General features: G+C 60.9%; 10 protein-coding genes. 5 read left to right on the forward strand and 5 right to left on the reverse strand.

Annotation, left to right across the window (positions count from 1 at the left end; genetic code table 11):
• Positions 1-32: 32 nt before the first annotated feature.
• The 3 genes from EL257_RS18530 to EL257_RS18540 all read right to left on the reverse strand — a co-directional run bounded on the left by EL257_RS18530 (position 33) and on the right by EL257_RS18540 (position 2,754).
• The gene (locus EL257_RS18530; RefSeq protein WP_126365061.1) at positions 33-518 is read right to left on the reverse strand and encodes a GNAT family N-acetyltransferase; all 486 of its coding nucleotides are present in this window, start codon (positions 516-518) and stop codon (positions 33-35) included.
• Positions 519-751: 233 nt separating this feature from the next.
• Positions 752-2,074 carry an ATP-binding protein gene (locus EL257_RS18535; protein WP_126365063.1) on the reverse strand — a complete coding sequence of 441 codons (1,323 nt, stop codon included), beginning with the start codon at positions 2,072-2,074 and terminating at the stop codon, positions 752-754.
• The gene (locus tag EL257_RS18540) at positions 2,074-2,754 is read right to left on the reverse strand and encodes a response regulator (protein WP_126365065.1); all 681 of its coding nucleotides are present in this window, start codon (positions 2,752-2,754) and stop codon (positions 2,074-2,076) included. Before EL257_RS18540 ends, EL257_RS18535 begins: the two co-directional genes overlap by 1 nt.
• Positions 2,755-3,043: 289 nt before the next feature.
• Between EL257_RS18540 and EL257_RS18545 the strand changes: the two genes are divergently transcribed.
• The 4 genes from EL257_RS18545 (at position 3,044) to dsbG (ending at position 7,273) form a co-directional block, all read left to right on the forward strand.
• Positions 3,044-3,739: a hypothetical protein gene (locus EL257_RS18545; RefSeq protein WP_126365067.1), complete on the forward strand. Its 696-nt coding sequence runs from the start codon at positions 3,044-3,046 to the stop codon at positions 3,737-3,739.
• Positions 3,740-3,912: 173 nt separating this feature from the next.
• Positions 3,913-5,646, forward strand: coding sequence for a protein-disulfide reductase DsbD (gene dsbD / locus EL257_RS18550; protein ID WP_126365069.1), 1,734 nt, complete (start codon positions 3,913-3,915; stop codon positions 5,644-5,646).
• Positions 5,646-6,527 carry a TlpA disulfide reductase family protein gene (locus EL257_RS18555; protein ID WP_126365071.1) on the forward strand — a complete coding sequence of 294 codons (882 nt, stop codon included), beginning with the start codon at positions 5,646-5,648 and terminating at the stop codon, positions 6,525-6,527. The genes dsbD and EL257_RS18555 overlap by 1 nt, the downstream gene beginning before the upstream one ends.
• A complete protein-coding gene (gene dsbG, locus EL257_RS18560) occupies positions 6,503-7,273 on the forward strand; it encodes a thiol:disulfide interchange protein DsbG (RefSeq protein ID WP_126365073.1) in 771 nt (256 codons plus the stop codon). The genes EL257_RS18555 and dsbG overlap by 25 nt, the downstream gene beginning before the upstream one ends.
• 76 nt (positions 7,274-7,349) lie before the next feature.
• Here dsbG and EL257_RS18565 read toward each other — a convergent pair whose 3' ends face one another.
• The gene (locus EL257_RS18565; RefSeq protein WP_126365075.1) at positions 7,350-8,162 is read right to left on the reverse strand and encodes an alpha/beta fold hydrolase; all 813 of its coding nucleotides are present in this window, start codon (positions 8,160-8,162) and stop codon (positions 7,350-7,352) included.
• A 192-nt stretch (positions 8,163-8,354) separates the two neighbouring features.
• Positions 8,355-21,353 carry a non-ribosomal peptide synthetase gene (locus EL257_RS18570; protein ID WP_126365077.1) on the reverse strand — a complete coding sequence of 4,333 codons (12,999 nt, stop codon included), beginning with the start codon at positions 21,351-21,353 and terminating at the stop codon, positions 8,355-8,357.
• Between the two features lie 370 nt (positions 21,354-21,723).
• On the opposite strand from EL257_RS18570, the gene EL257_RS18575 reads away from it, so the two are divergent.
• Positions 21,724-22,278: an RNA polymerase factor sigma-70 gene (locus EL257_RS18575; protein ID WP_034155198.1), complete on the forward strand. Its 555-nt coding sequence runs from the start codon at positions 21,724-21,726 to the stop codon at positions 22,276-22,278.
• Positions 22,279-22,377: the final 99 nt, after the last annotated feature.

The raw sequence follows: 22,377 nt of genomic DNA on the forward strand, positions 1-22,377 counted from the left end.
CGAGGCAAGGATTTAGGCCCTCGGTCGACGCGTTATCGCGGCAGCGCCAAGGGTTTGGTCATCGGCAAGGCCCGCAGGCCTTGGTGCAGCGCAGCTGGTGCTGTTTCGCGGTAGCCCAGATGTCGATAAAAAGCTTCACCGGTGCGGGTGCTGTTGAGACTCGCGTGGGACACGCCAAGAATCCGCAACCAGCCTTCAAGGTCATCAATCAATGCTCGACCGATGCCCCGACGAAAGCATTCGGGCTGGACATGGCACAGCGTGATGTCGCCACGGGCGCTGGCCATCCCGACGCCCACCGGTTTGTCTTGCAGCAGCGCGATGCTGAGGTAAACGCGCGAATCGGCGAGCCAAAGGCTGAGCTGCGCGGCGTTGTGTTGCTCGACCCAGGCGCTGACCCGTTGGGCATTGTTGCGGTGGTCGAGCGCGCAGCCGATACGGATCGAACGTTCGATGATGCGGTGGATGATGCCGGCGTAGGCCAACGTAGCCTGACGAATGCTGATGCGTGCTTCCATGGCGCTGTCCCCCCAATCCATTGAGTCAAAGCAGCGTCGAACTTACCCTCACTTCAGCCGGATAGCGAACCCTGAGAAGTTACATTTGATGTGCCGCATCACAAATCCCTGTAGGAGCTGTCGAGTAAAACGAGGCTGCGATCTTTTGATCTTTTTTCAGGATCAAAAGATCAAAAGATCAAAAGATCAAAAGATCGCAGCCTTCGGCAGCTCCTACAAGGGATGCGGTGAGGTCAGACGGGTTGCAACGGCATGGTCAATTCGACCCGCAAGCCATCCAGGCGGCTGTCGAAATGCAGCGCACAGTCGCAACGCTGGACGATCGCCTGAACAATCGCCAGGCCCAGGCCACAGCCGGTGCTTTGCCCATTTCGCCAGAAGCGCTGGGTCAGATGCTGCAGATCATCCGGTGCGATGCCCGGGCCGTGGTCGCGCACGATGAACCGCACGCGGTTGCCGATGGTTTCCAGGCTCAGCTCCACCGCACAATCTTCGGGTGTATGGCGCAAGGCGTTATCGAGCAGATTGCGCAGCGCCGCAATCGACAGCACGGCCGGCATCTGCAGCGGAGCTGCCGAAAGTCCGGCAGGCAGTTGCAGTTGGATCCGCCCGCGCTCGCCGCCGGTGGCATCCTGAATCGCCAGTCTGGCGACCTGTTCGGCGCTGCATTGGGAGCCGTCATCAAACGACAGACTGCCCTCGACTCGCGCCAGCAACAACAATTGTTCAAGGGTGCGGTGCAAGCGATCGGCGCCCTCCTCGGCTCGCGCCAGCGACTGATCGCGGGCAACGCCATCGGTCATCCGCGCTACCTGCAGGTGGGTCTTGATCGCTGTCAGCGGACTGCGCAATTCATGGGCGGCATCGCCGGTCAGGCGACGTTCGCGCTCGATGGTTTTGCCGATGCGCTGGAACAACTGATTCTGGGTTTCCAGCAGCGGTTTCAGCTCGCTGGGAAATGATTGCAGCTGCAACGGCTCGAGCGAATCGGCATTGCGCCGCATCAACGCCTCGCGCAGGCGATTCAGCGGCGCCAGCCCCTGACCGATGCCCAGCCACAACAGACACAGGCAACCGAGCAGCGCCACGCCCACCGGCACCGACGCCGCCAGCAGGATCGACATGTTCAACGCTTCGCGCTCGATCTGCCGGTCTGCCGTGGTAATGCGTACATCGCCGCGCGCCAGGGTGAAGCTGCGCCACGGCGCGCCGTCGATCATCTGATCGTGAAAGCCCATTTTTTCGGCTTCAAGCGCTTGTTCGGGATTGTTGTGGCTACGGGCGAGAATTTCCCCGCGCAACGAACTGACCTGACAGGCCATGCCGCCCGGAATATTCAATTGTTCGGCACTGAAATGCGTGCCTTCGCCTTTGCTCGGCAAGGTCGGCAGCTGCTCCAGCAACCCGGCGACCATGCGCGCCGAAGCCACCAGACGCTGGTCGAGGGAAAACATCATCTGGTTGCGCAGATCACTGAGCATCCACGCCGCCGCCAGTGCCCAGATCAGCGCGAACGCCGCGCCGAGGGTCAGGCTCAGACGCAATCGCAGACTCATCACTTGCCTTGATCTCCACCGTCCGCCGGGCCGAGGCGATAGCCCAGACCGCGTACAGTTTCAACGATGCCTTTGCCCAGTTTGCTGCGCAGGTGATGGATATGCACGTTCAGTGCGTTGCTCTCCAGTTCATCGCTGAAACCATAGACGCTGTCTTTCAGCTGTTCGGTTGACAGGACCCGACCGCGATTGTGCAGCAGCGCTTGCAACAACGCTTGCTCACGCCGTGACAAATCCACCGGTTGCCCCGAGAGCATGGTTTCGCGGCTGCTCGGGTCATAGGTCAGTGCGCCGTGTTCGATCAGATTCACGCTGCGCCCGGCCACGCGGCGCAACAGGGTCTGCAACCGAGCGAACAGCTCGCGCAGGTCGAACGGTTTGAGCAGGTAATCGTCAGCGCCCGCCTGCAAGCCGTCGACGCGGTCGGTCACCGAATCGCGCGCGGTCAGAATCAGCACAGGAATTTCCAGTCCGCTATGACGCAGTTGCTGCAGCAACTTGAGGCCATCTTCGTCGGGCAGGCCGAGATCGAGCACCATCACGTCAAATTCGGCGACCTTGAGCATCGCCCTTGCCTTCGATGCGGTGTTGACGTGCTCGACGGTCAGGCCCTGAGCAGTCAGGCCGGCCACGATGCCGCTGGCGATCAATTCGTCGTCTTCGCAAACCAGTACGTGCATGGATACCCCGCCAGGAAAAGCCTGAGTCAAACAGATCAGGATTAAGCGGTAATTATGGCGCGGTCGGGGTCTCACGCAAAGCAAATAACTCTCAATGAAATATGCCCAGCCACCATCAGTGTTATTCCGTCAAGTTTCATATCGAAACACTCCAAAGCGCGAAGGAAGTTTCAACTAAGCGCACAAACGAATACGCTAACTTCGAACCATTCAATAGTACTTAAAACACATCAACTGATTCCATGCGTCATCCTTTACTCCAATGCATCTTCAACAGGAACTATTATTCATGGATAGAATGAAAAACATTGTCGCGGTCGACTGGCGCTCCGGGCCGGATCTTATTTACTTCTTTTTCAAAGACACTAAAACATACTCTCGCGTCGACATGGCTGAGCGAGAAGTAATGAAGGGACATCCGACCACCGTAGACGGGCATTGGGATACATTTTCACCTCATGTAGCCAGTCTGCGTTTCGGCTTCACTACGACTTCGCTAGGCTGGAACGCGGGAAGTGACGAAGATATTGCCTGGTTGTTTTACACACAGGGAGATACGCCCATGGTGTGCAAATACAATCAGGATACCGACACTGTCGCCGGCACTTATAAAGTTGCCAATTCATTGTGGGCGCCGATTCTGCCGTACTTTTTCAAGATAATCGCAGGGACATGGTGGGAAACCGTCGGCTATCCATCACTGTTCAAATTCTTGCTGAACGATGGGCATTACCTCACTTTCGATTTCAAGCGGAACAGCCTCACCCGCCAGGCGTTCACTACGTCCACCGGCATGCGCGCCTTGGCACCCTACGCAAACAGAATCGTGACGGCTGCACAATATGACCGAACACTGTCCGACAGTCACTTGTACATCTTCCTGACCGGCGAGGAATATCTGGTTTACAACATTCCGCAGAACAGACTGGTCCAGGGCCCGTCAAAAGTATCAAATGCGACCTGGCCAGGCCTGTTGACCAACTGAAAGCCGAGCGGGGCCGGATGGTTTACCATCGGCCCCGCTTGCGGAAGGTTCCAGTCTCGACTTATCGCGACTATTGACCCTGAGTCGTCGACAATGCCGCTTGCAGATGGTTAATCATCGGTTAATCGCCAACCGCCACCGTGTCTTCACTTGCACAGGGACAAGGCTTCTCCATGCGTCATTTTTTTCTGTTATTCGCTCTGCTGATTTCAAGCCTGGCCCAGGCTGGCAATAATCCGTTTGAGACCAAACCCGACTTTCTGCCGGTCGACAAGGCGTTCGTGCTGACTTCCGAGCGTCTGCAATCGGGCGAAACCCAGCTGTTCTGGCAGATTACCGATGGTTATTACCTGTATCAGAAACGCCTGAAGTTCGAGGGTCTGAGTGCCGAACAACAACCGGCGCTGCCTGCTGGCGAATCTCACAGCGATGAGTTTTTCGGCGAGCAACCGGTCTATCGGCAAGGCCTGGAGGTGAAGATTCTGGCCTCGGCAAGCGGCCAGATCAAAGTCAGTTATCAGGGCTGCGCCGATGCTGGGCTGTGCTATCCGCCGCAAACTCGAGTGATTGACCTGGGTGGCGAAGCCACCGCGACCGCGGGTACACAAGCGCCGGACCAGGCCTTGGCCAGCGGCTTGCAACAACGCGCACTGGGCTGGAGCCTGCTGGTGTTTTTCGGCCTTGGCCTGTTGCTGGCCTTCACCCCATGCACATTGCCGATGCTGCCGATTCTCGCCGGTATGGTGGTCGGCAGCGGCGCGACGCCGCGCCGTGGTTTCGCGCTGGCCTGCAGTTATGTGATCTGCATGGCGCTGGTTTATGCATCGATGGGCGTGATTGCCGCATTGCTCGGGGCGAACCTGCAGGCCTGGTTGCAGAACCCTTGGCTGCTCGGCGCTTTTGCGGCGATCTTCGTCGTGCTGGCATTGCCGATGTTCGGTTTCTTTGAACTGCAACTGCCGGTGGCGCTGCGTGATCGTCTCGAGCATGCCTCGCGTAACCGCAGCGGTGGCAGCCTCGTCGGTGCCGGGATCCTCGGTGCGTTATCCGGCTTGCTGGTCGGCCCCTGCATGACCGCGCCGCTGGCCGGTGCGCTGCTGTATATAGCGCAAAGCGGCAATGCGTTGCACGGTGGCTTGATCCTGTTTTCGCTCGGCATCGGCATCGGCGTCCCGCTGTTGCTGCTGGTCACCGTCGGCAACCGCTTCCTGCCAAAACCGGGTGCCTGGATGAACCTGCTCAAAGGCGTGTTCGGTTTCCTCTTCCTCGCCACCGCTGTGCTGATGCTGCGTCCGGTGCTGGATCCCTCGGTGTGGCTGGGCCTGTGCGGCGCGCTGCTGCTGATCGCCGCTTACAGCGCCTGGAAACAGTCCGAAGGTTACGGCCGGGTCGCACAGATGTTTGGCGCGACCTCGCTGCTGCTGGGTTTGTGGGGCAGTCTGCTGGTGATCGGCGCGGCGGGTGGCAGCGATGATCCGTACCGCCCACTTGAAGTTTACAGCGCCGGGCGCACGGTCAGCGCCGCGTCCGATGGCCATGAAGCGTTCACGACCATCAAGGATCCGGTCGCCCTGCAACGCGAACTTGATACGGCGAAGACCCAAGGCCAATGGGTCTTGCTCGATTACTACGCCGACTGGTGCGTGTCGTGCAAAGTCATGGAAAAAAAGGTGTTCGGCAAGGACAACGTCATGCAGGCATTGAGCGATGTGCGCCTGCTCAGGCTCGATGTCACTGCCGACAATGCCGCCAGCCGCGAGCTGCTCAGCCGTTACAAAGTGCCAGGCCCACCGAGTTTCGTGTGGATCGGTGCGGACGGCGAAGAGCGGCGCAGCCAGCGCATCACCGGTGAAGTCGATGCCGACACGTTCCTGCAACGCTGGAACGCTACCCGAGACGCCAATTAATGCTGACTTTCACCCTCGGCACCTTCGCCATCGCGCTTAATCACCTGCTGCTGATCAGTGCCTTGGCGCTGGCGACCTTTGTCGGCTGGCGGGTGGCCAAGCGCGGCGGCGATAACCCCGAGTCGGCGTTGTTCAGCCTGTTTTTGCTCGGCATGCTCGCGGCGCGCGTAGCCTTTGTGGCGTTGTACTGGAATCATTATCGCAACGATCCCTGGCAGATCGTCGATTTGCGCGATGGCGGCTTTCTCGCCTGGCCGGGCGTGATCGTATTGCTGCTGGCCGCGTTCTACCGCGGCTGGCGCCGGCCGGGACTGCGTCGTCCGCTGGGCGCGGGCGTGGCCAGTGGCGTGATCTTCTGGTTACTGGCGACCTTGTCGCTGAATATCTACGAGCAAGGCACACGCCTGCCGGAGATTTCCCTGCGCAACGCTGCCGGGCAAACCATTCAACTGAGCGACTATCAGGGCGGCCCGCTGGTGATCAATCTGTGGGCGACCTGGTGTCCGCCGTGCCGGCGCGAAATGCCGGTGCTGGAAAGCGCACAGCAACAACGTCCCGACCTGACCTTCCTGTTTGTCAATCAGGCCGAGAGCATGCAAAGCGTCGCCACGTTTCTCGAAACTCAAGGGTTGAGCCTGAACAACGTACTGTTTGATCGCAGCGGTCGTCTGGGTCAGGCCGTTGGTTCCATGGCATTGCCGACTACGCTGTTCTATAGCCCGGATGGTCGTCTGCTGGCCAGTCACCTCGGCGAGCTGTCTAACGCCAGCCTGGCCCGTGCCCTGGAAAATTTCGAGACCCCGGCTGCAAACCCAAATCAGGCCACCGCACCGGCCACCTCTGCAAGGAAACTGCCATGCCCCGCCTCCGCCACCTGCTGACGCTGACTGTAGGCTCTGCCCTGCTGCACCTGCCCGTGGCATATGCCGCTGAAGAATTGCCCGCGGCGATCAAGCAGATAGAAGCCAAAGGCGCGAAAATCGTCGGCCAGTTCGATGCGCCCGATGGCCTGCGCGGTTACGCGGCGCAATTTCAGAACCGCGGCATGGCGCTGTACCTGACACCGGACGGCAAGCACGTTCTGCTTGGCAATCTCTACGACGCCGATGGCAAGGATCTGAGCAGCGAACCGCTGCAGAAGCTGGTCTACGCGCCGATGTCCAAGGAAGTCTGGGCCAAGTTCGAGGCGAGCAACTGGATTCAGGACGGCAACAAGGATGCACCGCGCACCGTCTACCTGTTCAGCGACCCCAACTGTCCCTACTGCAACATGTTCTGGGAACAGGCGCGGCCATGGGTCAAGGCCGGCAAGGTGCAGTTGCGGCACATCATGGTCGGGATCATTCGCGAGGACAGTCCGGGCAAATCGGCAGCATTGCTGGCGGCAAAGGATCCGGCCAAGGCACTGGAAGATCACGAAAAGGCTGGCAAGGGCAGCACGCTGAAAGCCTTGAAAAATATTCCGGTGGCGGTGCAGACCAAACTGGCGGCGAACATGCAGTTGATGGAAGACCTGGAATTGCAGGCCACTCCGGCGATTTTCTATATGGATGACAAAGGTGAGCTGCAACAGCAGCAAGGCGCGCCTTCGCAGGACAAATTGGTGAAGATTCTGGGGCCTAAATAAGCAAGATCAAAAGATCGCAGCGTGCCGCAGCTCCTACACACGTCCCCTGTAGGAGCTGCGGCACGCTGCGATCTTTTCAATGATGCTTTGCCAGAAATTGCGACAGCGCTTCGGTGACAAACTCTGGGTTCTCCAGATTGGAAATATGCCCCGCCTCCGGCACCAACGCCCAAGGACAACCGATCAGCTCGGCCATTTCCTTCGCCTCTGACGGCGGCCGTGGTTTGTCCTGATCACCGCACAGCACTAACATCGTCGCCGCATTCAATTCGCTCAGGCGCGGCAACAGATCATCCCGGCCAAAGGTTATACGCCCCATTGGCACGATACTGTCGCGCAGCCGATCGGCGGGATACGCCGCCAGTTTCGCGCGAAAATTCTGATACAGCGCCGACTGCGGATCAATTCCCGGACGGAAGAAAATCGGCACGACAATGTCGAGCAAAGGCTCGGAAATCTCGCCGGTGTCTTCGATCTGCTTGAACAGTGAGAAGTAATACTGGCGGGTAGGTTCAGGCTCGACGCCGAGGTAGGTGTCCATCAACACCAGGCCGTTGATCCGCTGCGGTGCCGCCAATGCCAGGCGAGCCCCCCACATGCCGCCGACTGAGAGCCCGATCAACGTCACGTGATCAATGTCCAGGTGATCGAGCAAGGCCTGCGCCTGACGGGCGATGTCGTCCAGTGATGTCGTGCCTTGCGGCAGTGGGCCTGACTCGCCATGACCCCAGAGGTCCAGGGCAATGACCCGATAATCCGCCGCCAGCGCCGCGATCTGCGGCGCCCACATGGCCTGATCCCACAGATAGCTGCCGGCCAGCAATACGGCCGGGCCGGTGCCTTGATCAATGTAATGCAGCGCTTGTCCGTCAACCGTGAAAAAAGGCATCGATTCACCTGCGCGTTAAAAAACAGAACCGGCAGATTGGGCTGCCGGTTGGTTGTCGTCAATCGGGAAATCATGCGGTTTGTGTTGTGCAAACGATGTCAAAAAAGCAAAAAGATCGCAGCCTGCGGCAGCTCCTACAGAGAACATCGCGTTTCCTTGTAGGAGCTGCCGCAGGCTGCGATCTTTTGATTTTTACAGTCCTTCAAGCTCCGCCATCAGATCGTTCAACCGATCCACTTTCTCCTCGGTAATGGCACTGGCCGCCAAGCCATCGATGTACTCGGCCAGTTCCTCGACGGTGCTGCACTCGAACATCGCCCGCAGCGGCACGTCGCGCTGCAGGGTTTTCTGCACTCGCGAGGCGATCTGCGTGGCCAACAGCGAATGCCCGCCCAGCTCGAAGAAATTATCGTGAACACCGACCTGTTCGACCTTGAGCACTTCGGCCCAGATATCGGCCAGCGTCTGCTCCAGCTCATTACGCGGGGCCAGATAATCCTCGCTCTGCAACTGGCCGATCTCCAGCGCCGGCAAGGCGTTGCGATCGAGTTTGCCGTTAGCATTCAGCGGCAACTGCTCGAGCCACAACCAATGCAGCGGCACCATGTATTCCGGCAGTTCGGCACGCAGACGCTGCTTGATTCGTTCCAGACGTTCGCCTGGATTCAGCGCAGTGTCGGCAGCAACCAGATATCCCACCAGATGCTTGCCGTTGATGCCTTCCTGCACACCCACCGCAGCATCGCGCACTTGCGGTTGCTCATGCAGACGCGCTTCGATCTCGCCCAACTCGATTCGGTAACCGCGAATCTTCACTTGATGGTCGACCCGGCCGACGTATTCCAGCACACCGTCACTGCGGCGCCGCGCCAGGTCGCCCGTGCGATACAGACGCTCGCCCGGCGCACCGAACGGATTCGGTACAAACACCGGCGCGGTGCGCAGCGGATCGCTGACATAACCGCGACCGACGCCGGTGCCCGCCACGCACAATTCACCCACTGCGCCCAGCGGCACCAGTTCCAGCGCGCCGTCGACCAGGTAGAGCAAATTGTTGTCGGTCGGCGTGCCGATCGGCAGATAACTGCCGCGCGTCGACGCGATGTCGACCCGGAAAAACGCCACGTCGTCCGAACATTCGGCCGGGCCGTAAGCGTTGACCAGACCGATGTCCGGGTAACGCAGCAGCCATTGGTGCGCGAGTTCCGGCGGCATCGCTTCACCGGTTGGCAACATCCAGCGCAAACCATCGAGGCTCAGGCGATCCGCGGCGAGCATGCCTTGAATCAGCGAAGGCACGCTCTCCAGCACGGTAATGCCCTGCGCCTGCACATGCGCCAACAAACCTTGCGGATCATGGGCGATGGCGTTCGGCACGATGTCCACCCGCGCACCGAACAACGGCGCGGCGAGGAACTGCCAGACGGAAATGTCGAAGCTTTGCGACGCCGTCTGGGCGATCACGTCGGCGTCGCTCAGATTCAGGTAAGGCACCTTGCTCAACTGGTTGTTGAGCATGCCGCGCTGCTCGACCATCACGCCCTTCGGCAGACCGGTGGAGCCCGAGGTGTAGATCACGTAGGCGAGGTTGTCCGGGCCACTGTGAACACCAGGATTGTCTGCCGACAGCGCCGCATCCTGCACTTCTTCCCAGACCAACAGGCGCGGCCGGTGCGAACAACTGAATTGCTCCAGCAACATTTGCGCCTGTTCACGGCACGCCGCGCTGCACACCAGAACCGGCGTGCGGCTCAGGTCGATGATGCGTTGCAGACGCTGGGTCGGCAGGCCTGGATCCAGCGGCAGATAACCCCCGCCCGCCTTGAAGCTGCCAATGATCATGCCCAGCAAATCAAGATTGCGTTCGCCGAGCAACGCCACTGGCTGATCCATCTGCACACCCGCGGCGACCAGGGCATGGCCGAGACGGTTGGCATTCTGGTTCAGCTCGCTGTAGCTCAGTTGCTGATCGAGGCAACTGGCGGCGACACGCTGCGGATGCGCGGCGACCTGAGCTTCGAACAGCGCCACATAACTTTGCTCCAGCGGATAATCCCGCGCGCTCTGGTTGCAACGGTGCAGCAGGAAATCCCGCTCATCAACGCCGATCAGCGGCAGATCGGCCATGTCGCCATGGAAGCCATCGACCAGCGTCAGCAGCAGTCGCTTGAATTCGCCGAGCATGCGTTCGATGGTCGATTCGTCGAAATAGCGCTGGTCATAAGACAGATGCAGACCGAGATCATCACCTGGATAGCACACCGCCGTCAGCGGGAAGTTAGTGTGGGTACGACCGGAATCCGAGGTCGCATTCAGGCTTTGCGCACGGTCCAGCACCGAGACTTCCACCGGGGCGTTTTCGAAGACGAACAGGCTGTCGAACAGCGGCTGGCCTTTCGGCAATTCGCTTTGTTCTTGAATGCTCACCAGCGGCAGGTATTCGTATTCGCGCAGCTGCATGTTGCTGTCGAGCAACGCGCTGAGCCACTGACGCACGCTGCTGCGCTGATCGTCCTCCGGCATCTTCACCCGCAGCGCAATACTGTTGATGAACAGGCCGACCGTGCGTTGCATTTCCGGCATGTCCACCGGGCGCCCGGCCACGGTCACGCCGAAAAGCACGTCGCGATCACCGCTCAGGCGCCCCAACACCAAGGCCCATGCCGCTTGGGCGAAGGTGTTGATGGTCAGTTGATGGGCCTGCGCCAGTTCACGCAGCCGCACACCGTCCTCGACATTGAGGCGGGTGTAGCGGTCGCCAACGATCATGCCGCCGCTTTCGCCGGCATGTTCGCGCAGGAACGGACGGTCGCTGGGGATCGGCGTGGTGCGTTCGAAGCCTTGCAGATTCTGCCGCCACCACTGCCGCGCTTCGGCCAGGCTCTGACGTTGCAACCAGCCGATGTAATCGCGATAGCGCGGTGGCACGCTCAGCCGGGCGTCGCGACCTTCACCAAGGGCGGTGTAGATCTCGAAGAAGTCGTTCATCAACAGCGAACGGCACCAGGCATCGATGAGGATGTGGTGGTTGCTCATCATGAACCAGTAACGCGCCGCGCCGACCTTGATCAGACGCAAGTGGAACGGGGCCTGATTGAGCAGATCGAAACCGCTTTCGCGCTCGCTTTTCAGCAGTGCCTGCAGCTGCGGTTCCTGCTCGGTTTCGGCGATGGCGCTCCAGTCGAGATACTCGATGGGCGTGCGACCCGGCGCATGAATGACTTGCAGCATGTCTTCGCCGACGTTCCAGCAGAACGAGGCGCGCAACGCTTCGTGACGGGCAACGACCGCTTGCCACGCCTGGGCAAAACGCTCGGGATCGAGTTCGCTGTTGATGCGGTAGCGATCCTGCATGTAATACAGACCGGTGCCCGGCTCGAGCAAGGTGTGCAGCAACATGCCTTCCTGCATCGGCGTCAGCGGGTAGACATCTTCGATCTGCGCGGCGGGCACCGGCAGCGCGTGGAGTTGCGCCTGGGTCAGCTTGGCCAGCGGGAAGTCCGACGGCGTCAGGCCGCCGGCACCCTCTTGCAGGCAATGTTCGATCAGGCTGTGCAATTCGCCAAGGTAGGCATCGGCCAGGTCGTTGATGGTTTGCGTGTCGTACCGCTCGGCGCTGAAGGTCCAGCGCAGCAGCAATTCACCGCCGTAAACCTGACTGTCGACGCTCAGCTCGTTCGGCAGCGGCGCCTGCGGATCGTGGGCAACACCGACCGCTTCGTCCAGCGGACGGAACAGCGCATCGCTGGCGAAACTCTGGTCGAACTGACCGAGATAATTGAAGGTGACCGGCGCATGCGGCAGTGCTTCCATGCTGCGCTGGCTGAGGTCGTCGGCGAGATAACGCAACACGCCATAACCAAGACCTTTGTGTGGCACCGCGCGCAACTGCTCTTTGATCGCCTTGATCGAAGCGCCCTGCCCCGCAGCTTCTTCAATGTTGTGCGGAGTCAGGCGCAATGGGTAGGCGCTGGTGAACCAGCCGACCGTGCGGGTCAGGTCGATCTCGTCGAACAGGGTTTCGCGGCCGTGACCTTCCAATTGAATCAGCGCCGACGGTTGACCGCTCCAGCGGCACAGCACCCGCGCCAAGGCAGTCAGCAACAGATCGTTAACCTGCGTGCGATAAGCCGTCGGCGCCTGTTGCAGAAGTTGTTTGGTGCGCTCGGCGTCGAGCCGCACGCTGACGGTCTGCGCATGACGATTCTGCCGCCCGCCCTGGGGATTTTCACAAGGCAGATCGGCGCTCGCCCCGGCCAGTTGAGTCTGCCACCAGTCAAGTTCTTCGCGCAGCGATTCGCTGCCGGCATAGGCCTGCAAACGTGCCGTCCAGTCTTTGAACGCACTGGTTTTCGCCGGCAATTTCACCACTTGATCAGCGGCGAGTTGGCGATACGCGGTTTGCATATCGTCGAGCAGGACACGCCACGACACACCGTCGACGACCAAGTGATGGATGGCGATAAACAACCGTTGCTCGCCGTTCGGACCGTCAACCAGCACCGCACGCAGTAACGGACCTTGGGCAAGATCGAGGCTGCGCTGGGCCTCGGCAAACAGCGCTTCGCACTGGTCCATCGAATCGACGCGGGATTGCCAAAGTACAGCTTCGTCAGTCAGCGGCTCATGCATCGCCTGCCATTGGCCCTCGACTTCGCTGAAGCGCAACCGCAGGGCATCGTGCTGTTCGATCACTGCGCGTAACGCTTGCTGCACAAGCTGCGGTTCAAGGGCTGCGATCGGCGCCAGCAACAGCGCTTGATTCCAATGGTGACGCGCGGGAATGTCGCTGTCGAAAAACCAGTGCTGAATCGGCGTCAGGTGCGCTTCACCGACGACCAGACCTTGCTCGGCGGTCATCTGCTCGGTGCGGCTGGCCACGGCGGCAAGGCTCTGCACGGTCTGATGCTGGAACAGATCGCGCGGGCTGAAATGAATACCCTGCTGACGGGCGCGACTGACCACTTGAATCGACAGAATCGAGTCGCCACCCAGTTCGAAGAAATTATCATTGAGGCCGACCTGTTCGACGTTGAGCACGTCGCACCAGATCTGCGCCAGGGTCTGTTCCAGTTCGTTGCTCGGCGCCACATAGTCCTGACGGTTGAGTTCCGGATCTGGTGCCGGCAAGGCGCGGCGGTCAAGTTTGCCGTTGGCGGTCAGCGGCATGCTGGTCAGCAGGATCAGGTGAGTCGGCACCATGTAATCCAGCAGTTGCGCCTTGAGGTGCGACTTCAGTGCCTCGCGCAGTTCCGCTTGTTGCGCTTCATTTTGCTCGGCTACTTCGGTCACCAGGTAACCCACCAACTGCTTGCCACTCGGCGCATCCAGCGCCAGCACCACCGCTTCGCGGATCGAAGGGTGATCGAGCAGGCGCGTTTCGATTTCGCCCAGTTCGATGCGGAAGCCACGGATTTTTACTTGATGGTCGATTCGCCCCAAATACTCGACCAGACCATCAGCACGTTGGCGCACCAGGTCGCCGGTGCGGTACATGCGCCCGCCATCAACGGCAAAAGGGTCAGCGACAAAACGCTCGGCGCTGATGCCCGGACGATCGTGGTAGGCCTGGGCCAGACCCGCACCGCCGATGAACAATTCGCCGGTCGCGCCTTGCGGCACCAGCGCCAGATCGGCGTCGAGAATGTACGCCACGCGCGCGCCGATCACACTGCCGATCGGCACGCTGCCGGCGCCCTCTTCCAGCACCTCGGGCGCCAGACTGGCCAGCGGCATCACCACGGTTTCGGTCGGGCCGTAGGCGTTGAAGAATTGCGCCGGTGTGAACGCCGCACGGATGCGATGCAGATGCTCACCGGTCAGCGCTTCGCCGCCAGTGATGATCATCCGCACCGGCAACGTTTCGTTTTGCGTCGACAGGAACTGCGCCAACTGGCTGCCGTAGCTCGGGGTAAATCCAAGCACGTTGATGTTATGCGTCCGGATCAAGCCGCAGATTTCTTCCGCGTCCCACTGACCTTGCGCACGCAACACCACCTGCGCACCGCTGAGCAGCGGCACCAGCAGCCGCTCGGTGGCGGCGTCGAAGTTGATTGAATAGAAATGCAGTTCGCAATCGTCAGGGCGCATACCGAAACGCTCGATTACCGCTTGGCAATGCATGGCGATTTCGCCGTGGGAGACCACCACGCCTTTCGGTTTGCCGGTCGAGCCCGAGGTGTAAATCAGGTACGCCTGATGCTGCGGCAGGCTGATAAATGGCAGCTCGGTCGCTGGGTAATCGGCGAGCGCTGCAGTGTCGTCTTCCAGGCACCAGCACGCCACACTTGGCGGCAGATCGCCGAGGGCTTTGAACATCGCGCGATCACTGAGCAACAGGCCAATGCGGCTGTCTTCGATCATGTAATGCAGACGGTCGAGCGGGTATTCCGGGTCCAGCGGCACATACGCGCCGCCAGCCTTGAGAATCGCCAGCAGACCGATGACCATTTCCAGCGAACGCTCCAGCGCCAGACCCACGCGCACTTGCGGGCCGACACCACGCTCACGCAGCGCCCAGGCCAGACGATTAGCGCGGGCGTCGAGTTCGGCATAGCTCAACGTTTGCCCGGCAAAGGTCAGAGCCGGTGCATCTTTACGCGCCAGTGCCTGTTCGGCGAAGAGGTGATGGATGCACTGGTCGAGACGATGTTCGCCCGGCTCAACGCCGAGGCTATCGAGCAACTGCTGTTGTTCAGGTTGATCGAGCAGCGGCAGTTCACTGAGGCGCTGCTGCGGATCGGCGATCAGCGCTTCGAGCAAATTGCGCCAATGGCTGGCCATGCGTGCGATGGTCGCTTCGTCGAACAGATCGGTGCTGTACGTCAGGCAGCAACCGAGGCGATGGTCGAGGTCGGTGACCTCCAGATTGAGGTCGAACTTGGTCGCCCGCGCATCGTTGGCCAGATACTCGACGGTCATGCCCGCCAGCATACGGCTCTGCTGGAATTCCCAGCGTTGCACGTTGCACATCACTTGGAACAATGGGTTGTATGCGGCGCTGCGCGGTGGCTGCAACGCTTCAACCAGATGATCGAATGGCAGATCCTGATGCGACTGGCCCTCGATCACCGTGTGGCGCACCTGCTCGAACAATTCGCCGACCGACATCATGCCGTCGAGTTGGCAACGCAGCACTTGGGTATTGAGGAACGCACCGATCAGCCCTTCGCTTTCCGGGCGGATGCGGTTGGCGACCGGCGCGCCGATGCGCAGATCGGTCTGGCCGCTGTAGCGGTAAAGCAGCGTGGCAAGCGCGGCGGTCATGGTCATGAACAGGGTCAGACCGTTTTGCGCATTGAATGTACGCACCCGCGCGGCGAGGTCGTCGCTCAGATCAAAGCGGAACAGTTCGCCCTGATGGCTCTGCACGGGCGGACGCGGACGGTCACCGGGCAATTCCAGCAACGGATGTTCGCGGCCCAGTTGCGTGGTCCAGTAGTCGAGCTGGCGCTGACGCTCGCCGGATTCCAGCCAGCTGCGCTGCCACACGCTGTAGTCGAGGTACTGCACCGGCAGCGGTTGCAGCGGCGAATCGCGCTCATCGACAAAGGCTTCGTACAACGCGCTGAGTTCGCGGGCGAAGATGTCCATCGCCCAGCCTTCGGTGACGATGTGATGCAGAGTCAGGACAAAGTAATGTTCCTGCTCAGCGGTTTTCACCAGGCAGGCGCGCAGCAGTGGGCCGGTTTCCAGATCGAACGGCAGATGCGCCTCGGCATCGGCCAGTTGCTGGACTTTCTGCTCGCGCACATCGGTCGCGAAACTGGAAATATCTTTCCAGCCCATGCGCACGGCCGTCTCGGCATGTACCTGCTGACGGGCGACGCCGTCGACGCTGGGGAATGTGGTGCGCAGGGTTTCGTGACGCAGGATCAGCGCCTGCAACGCGGCCTCGAAATGCTCGACATGCAGTACGCCACGCAGGCGCGCCATGCCGCCGACGTTGTACGCCGGGCTGTCCGGTTCCATTTGCCAAAGGAACCACATGCGTTGTTGCGAGTAGGACAACGGCACCGCTTGGCTGCGGTCGACCTTGCCGATCGGCAGCTGTTGATTGGTGTGACCGCTGGCCTGAATCAGGCGGATCTGTTCGGCGAAATCGCCCAGTTCGCTGTGTTCGAACAAGACGCGCAGCGGCAACTCGACGTCGCACGCCTGACGGCTGCGGGAGATGATTTGCGTGGCCAACAGCGAGTGGCCGCCGAGGGCGAAGAAGTCGTCGCGCAAGCCGACCTTGCTGACGCCGAGGACTTCACGCCAGATCGCGGCGATCTGATGCTGCAGCGCGCTGGCCGGTTCGACGTGTTCGCGCACTTGCCACTGCGGCTCGGGCAGCGCGCGGCGGTCGAGTTTGCCGCTCGGGCTCAACGGCATGGCGTCGAGGCGCATCAGCTGCGCAGGAACCATGTATTCCGGCAGCTCGGCGGCAAGCGCAGTTTTCAGGCGAGCGCTGTGTTCGTCGCAGTTTTCACCGGCATCGATGGCGGTGAAGTAGCCGATCAGTTGCGCGCCGGCAGCGGTTTCGCGCACCAGCACCACCGCTTGCGCGACGCCGGCCTGCGCGAGCAGCCGCGCCTGGATTTCTTCCGGTTCGACGCGAAAACCACGCAGCTTGACCTGCTGATCGAGACGGCCGAGGTATTCGATTACGCCTTCGGTCGTCCAGCGGGCGCGGTCGCCGGTGCGGTACAAACGCGCGCCCTCCTCACCCGCAGGATCGACGACAAAGCGTTCAGCGGTCAAAGAAGGCTGACCAAGATAACCGCGCGCCAGGCCGATGCCGCTGATGCACAGCTCACCCGGCACGCCGACCGGTACGCAATTAAGGTCAGCATCGAGGATGCGGCAAGTCACGTTGCCCAACGGCCGGCCAATCGGCGAGCGCTCACCGTCGGCGGCGGTGCAATGCCAGTGAGTCACGTTGATTGCGGTTTCGGTCGGGCCGTAACGGTTGTGCAATTGCACCGCCGGCAGTTGCGTCAGTACGCGATTGCGCAACTCGGCCGGCAAGGCTTCGCCACCGGAGAACACGCGGCGCAGGCTGGTACATTCGGCGCTCAACGGTTCATCGATAAACAGCGCCAGCAGCGGCGGCACGAAGTGCAGCGTGGTCACGCCGTAGGTTTGAACGAGCTGGGCAATGCGCTGCGGATCACGATGCTCACCCGCGCCCGCGATCAACAGCCGAGCGCCAGTGATCAGCGGCCAGAAGCATTCCCACACCGAGACGTCGAAACTGATCGGTGCTTTTTGCATGAGCACATCGGTTTCATCCAGCGCATAAGTGTTCTGCATCCATTGCAGACGTTCTGCCAGCGCCGCGTGGGTATTGCCGACGCCTTTGGGCTGGCCCGTGGAGCCCGAGGTGTAAATCACATAGGCGAGATTGTCGCCATGCAAATGCAGACCGGGTGCCTGGCTCGGCCAGTTTTCCAGGTGCAGCGCGTCCATTGCGATGACGCTGACGCCGTCGCTCGCCGGCAAGCGGTTGAGCAATTCAGTCTGCGTCAACAGCAGTTCCGCGCCGCTGTCGCTGAGCATGTAGGCCAGGCGCTCGGCCGGGTAATCGGGGTCCAGGGGCACGTAGGCGCCACCCGCTTTGATGATCGCCAACACACCGATCAGCAGTTGCGGCGAGCGCTCGGCGGCGATGGCCACGCAGACATCCGGGCCGACACCTTTGTCACGCAGGTAATGCGCGAGACGGTTGGCTTGATTGTGCAGTTCGGCGAAATCGAGCTGGCCGCCCTCCCACACCAGTGCAATGCGTTCCGGGGTGCGGCGTGCCTGCTCGTTGAGCAGCTCGGGGAGCCATTGTTGCGCCGGAACACACGGCGCGCTGCTCCAGTTTTTCTGTTGATCGAACTCACTGACGCTGAGCAATTGCAGATCGCCGATGGCTTGTTGCGGGCGCGCGCAGATGTCGGTCAGAAGGTTGTTGAAGTGCTCGGCGAGCCGCTCGATGGTCGCGGCATCGAACAGTTCGCTGGCATAGTCGAACGACAGGCTCAGTCGCCCGTTGCGATCCTCTTCGCTGTGCAATTGCAGGTCGAATTTGGCTTCGCGGCTGTGCCATGGCAACTCTTCGGCGAGCAGACCCGGCAGACGTTTGAGCGCACTCAGATCGCGCTGCTGATGATTGAACATGACCTGGAACAGCCCTTGCTCGCGGGCCTGTGGAAATGCTTCGAGCAATTGTTCGAACGGCAGATCCTGATACGCTTGCGCACCGAGTGCGGCTTGCCGGGTCTGGGCCAGCAGTTGGACGAAGGGCAAGCGCGAATCGATCCGTGCGCGCAGCACTTGGGTGTTGATGAAGAATCCGATCAGGCCCTGGGTTTCCAGGCGCGGACGGTTGGCATTCGGCACGCCGATGCGGATATCGCGCTGACCGCTGTAGCGGTGCAGCAGGCTTTGGAATGCCGCGAGCAACAACATGAACGACGTGGCCTCGTGGGCCTGCGCGGTCTGCCGGATCGCCTCGCTGAGGCTGGCGCTCAGGCGCACGCGGTGACGCGCCGCGCCGTGGCTTTGTTTGGCCGAACGCGGGTGGTCGGTGGCCAGTTCCAGCGTCGGATGTTCTTCGCCCAACTGCGCTTTCCAGTAGGCCAGTTGCCGCTCCCCTTCACCTTGCGCCAGCCACTGGCGCTGCCAGCTGCCGTAATCGGCGTATTGCGTGGGCAGTGGCGCCAGCGTTGCCGTGACGCCTTGGGTCGCCGCAGCGTAGAGGCGCGAGAACTCGTCGAGCAAAATATTCAGCGACCAACCGTCGGCGATGATGTGGTGCATCGTCACCAGCAGTTGATGATCCTCGTCATCGAGACGCACCAGCGTCACCCACAGCAGCGGGCCTTTTTCCAAGTCGAATCGGGTGTGCGCTTCGTCTTCGCGAATCTGCTCGGCGCGGGCTTCCCGCTCAGGCGCCGGCAGGTCGCTGATGTCGATCAGTTGCAGGTTGAATTCGGCGGCGGCAACGACTTGTTGCAGGGCCACGCCGTCACGCTCGAAGAAACGGGTGCGCAGGGATTCATGGCGCTCGATCAGTTGCTGGAAGCTTGCGCGCAAGGCGTCTTCGTCAAGTTCGCCGCGCAAGCGCAGAGCGCCGGGAATGTTGTAAGCGCTGCTCTGCGGGTCAAGTTGCCAGGTGATCCACAGACGGTTTTGCGCCAACGATTGCGGCATCGGTTCGGTGCGCGACAGCGCGGTGATTGCGCCTTGTGCCTGGCCGCCGTCCTCTTGCTCTTGCGCCACGGCAGCGGCGAATGCAGAAAGCGTCGGGGCTTCGAACAGCAGGCGCAGATTCAACTCTAGAGCGAGTTCTTCGCGAACCCGGGCGATGACTTGCGTGGCGGCGATCGAGTTACCGCCGAGCAGGAAGAAGTGATCGTCGGCGTTGACCTGTTTGACGTTGAGTTGCTCGGCCCAGATTTTCGCGATCAGGGCTTCGAGTTCGGATGCGCTGGTGATTGCCTCTTGGCTTTCGGATGCCGTCGTCGGGAATACTGCGTAGCTGTCGAGGCTGCCATCGGCCAGACGATTGCGGCAGGCCGAGCGTTGCAATTTGCCGCTTGAGGTTTTTGGCAGCGCGCCCGGATTGAGCAGCACCACCACGCTTGGGGCTTCCTGATAGGCCTCGGCCACCGCTTGGCGAATGGCTTTGATCAATGCTTGCGGTGGCAGGATTTTCTGCACGCTGCGGCTGATTTCGGCGGCGATACCGATGCCCTCTTCGCCCTCATGATTGACCGCGAAGGCTGCGACACGCCCCTTGCGCACCACTTCGACTTCGTTCTCGACGGTCTTCTCGATGTCCTGCGGATAGAGGTTATGACCACGGACGATGAGCATGTCTTTCAAGCGCCCGGTGACGAACAGTTCGCCGTCACGGATAAAACCCAGATCACCGGTGCGCAGCCAGGTTCGGCCGGCGTGTTCAACGAAAGTCTTGGCGCTGGCTTCGGGATTGCGCCAGTAACCGCGCGCGATGCTCGGACCGGCTGCCCAGACTTCGCCGACGGCATTATCGGCCAACACTTCGAGCGTATTCGGTTCGACGATCAACACCGCGTGCTCCGGCTGGCTGATACCGCAGCTCATGATCGGGCTGCCTTCGCCCGGCTCGGCACGGTTCTGCGCCAGCGCCTGATCGTCTACGCGCAGTACCGGAATGCCGCTGCCGCGCGGGGTGCCGGCGACAAACAGCGTAGCCTCGGCCAGACCGTACGACGCCATGAAATTGTCCGCGCTGAAGCCGCACGGGGCGAACTTCTCGGCGAAGCGCTCGAGCGTATCGAGACGGATCGGTTCGGAACCGGAATAGGCGACGCGCCAAAGGCTCAGATCAAGACGTTCGAGCGCCGATTCACTGACCCGCTCGCTGCACAGTCGGTAGGCGAAATCCGGCCCGCCGCTGATGGTGCCGCCGTATTCGGCGATCGCTTCCAGCCAACGCAATGGCCGCCCAAGAAAATACGCCGGCGACATCAGGATGCACGGCACGCCGCTGAAAATCGGTTGCAGCAAACCGCCGATCAAACCCATGTCGTGATACAGCGGCAACCAGCTAACGATGACGTCGTCCGGGTTGACGTCGATGCCGAAACCGTGACGAATCAGCAGCTCGTTGGCGACCAGATTGCCATGGCTGACTTGCACGCCTTTGGGCAATGCGGTGGAACCGGAGGTGTATTGCAGAAAGGCGATGTGGTCGCTTGGCAGGATTGGCTCAAGCCAGTTTTGCGCCAACGTGCTGTCGAGCGTATCGACGCACAACAGCGGCGGCGCGCCTTCGATCTGCTGCAAGGTGCTGCGCAGGTCAGCGCTGGTCAACAACAAGCGCGGCTCAGCGTCGGCGATGATCGACAGCAACCGCTCCTGATGATGACGACGCGCCGATTCCGGCGGATAGGCCGGCACGGCAATCACCCCCGCATACAGGCAACCAAAGAACGCCGCGACGTAATCCGGACCACTCGGGAACAGCAGCACCACGCGGTCACCGAACTCTGTCTCGGCCTGCAACGCAGCGGCAATGGTTCGCGCGCGCTGATCGAGTTCGCGATAACTGAGAACCACAGCCTGCTGCGGATTTTCGGCAAGAAACCGCAAGGCCAGTCGATCCGGCGTCAGGGCCGCGCGGCGCTGGAGGGCTTGGACCAGGGTGCTGGGGAGTTCGAACGCGTCGGTCATGAGGTTTCCTGCCTGAATTCGGCTTGCTAGTGGAATCGGGTTGCTGCGTCACGCCCTTCCGAGGGCATGCAGGACGCGGTCTACGCCGACCGCGCAAGGCATGGGAATGCGGTGTGGCCGGGGAGTCGTACCCCGGAGCCATTCACCAATGAGAACGGATGAAGTCTGGAAATAATTAGTCGCCAGGCTGGATCGCCAATGGGGCCGGGATGCGGCGACGTGTCGCAGTTCTCACAATGCACCGGCATGGATCATTAATTCTCTTTCTCAATTGACAATCATTATCATTCAACATAATTTGTCGCTCGATGTGTAGGACGGCCCTGCCCCAAAGGCCTCCCACTAACCAATTGGCAGCAAGGTGATTTCCATGACGGAACAAGTATCCACAAGCAGGTGCGATTCACCGCTACTTCAGGCATTCGTCGACAATCGACTGATTCTGGTCAAGATTGCAGCTCGTATCACGGGCTGCCGTTCGCGCGCCGAAGACGTGGTGCAGGATGCGTTTTTCCGACTGCAATCGGCACCACCGATCACGTCGTCCATCAAGGCGCAACTGAGTTACCTGTTCCAGATCGTGCGCAACCTCGCCATCGATCACTACCGCAAACAGGCGCTTGAGCAGAAATATTCCGGGCCTGAAGAGGAAGGGCTGAACGTGGTTATTCAGGGTGCTTCGCCGGAAACCTCGCACATCAACTTCTCGACCCTGGAAAACATTGCCGACGCGCTGACCGAGCTGCCCAGCCGCACGCGTTACGCCTTCGAGATGTACCGTCTGCACGGCGTGCCGCAAAAGGACATCGCCAAGGAACTCGGCGTGTCGCCGACCCTGGTCAATTTCATGATTCGCGATGCTCTGGTGCACTGCCGCAAGGTGTCGGGCAGTCGTCGGGATGTGGTGATTGCGGGGCGTCGCTGAGCCGGCGTCGTCCAATAAAAAAAAGATCGCAGCCTTCGGCAGCTCCTACAGAGGAATGCGTTCCCGAGTAGGAGCTGCCGAAGGCTGCGATCTTTTTGG

Origin of the sequence: Pseudomonas fluorescens, from assembly GCF_900636825.1 — a bacterium.
In the GTDB taxonomy this organism is placed as follows: Bacteria; Pseudomonadota; Gammaproteobacteria; order Pseudomonadales; family Pseudomonadaceae; genus Aquipseudomonas; species Aquipseudomonas fluorescens_BG.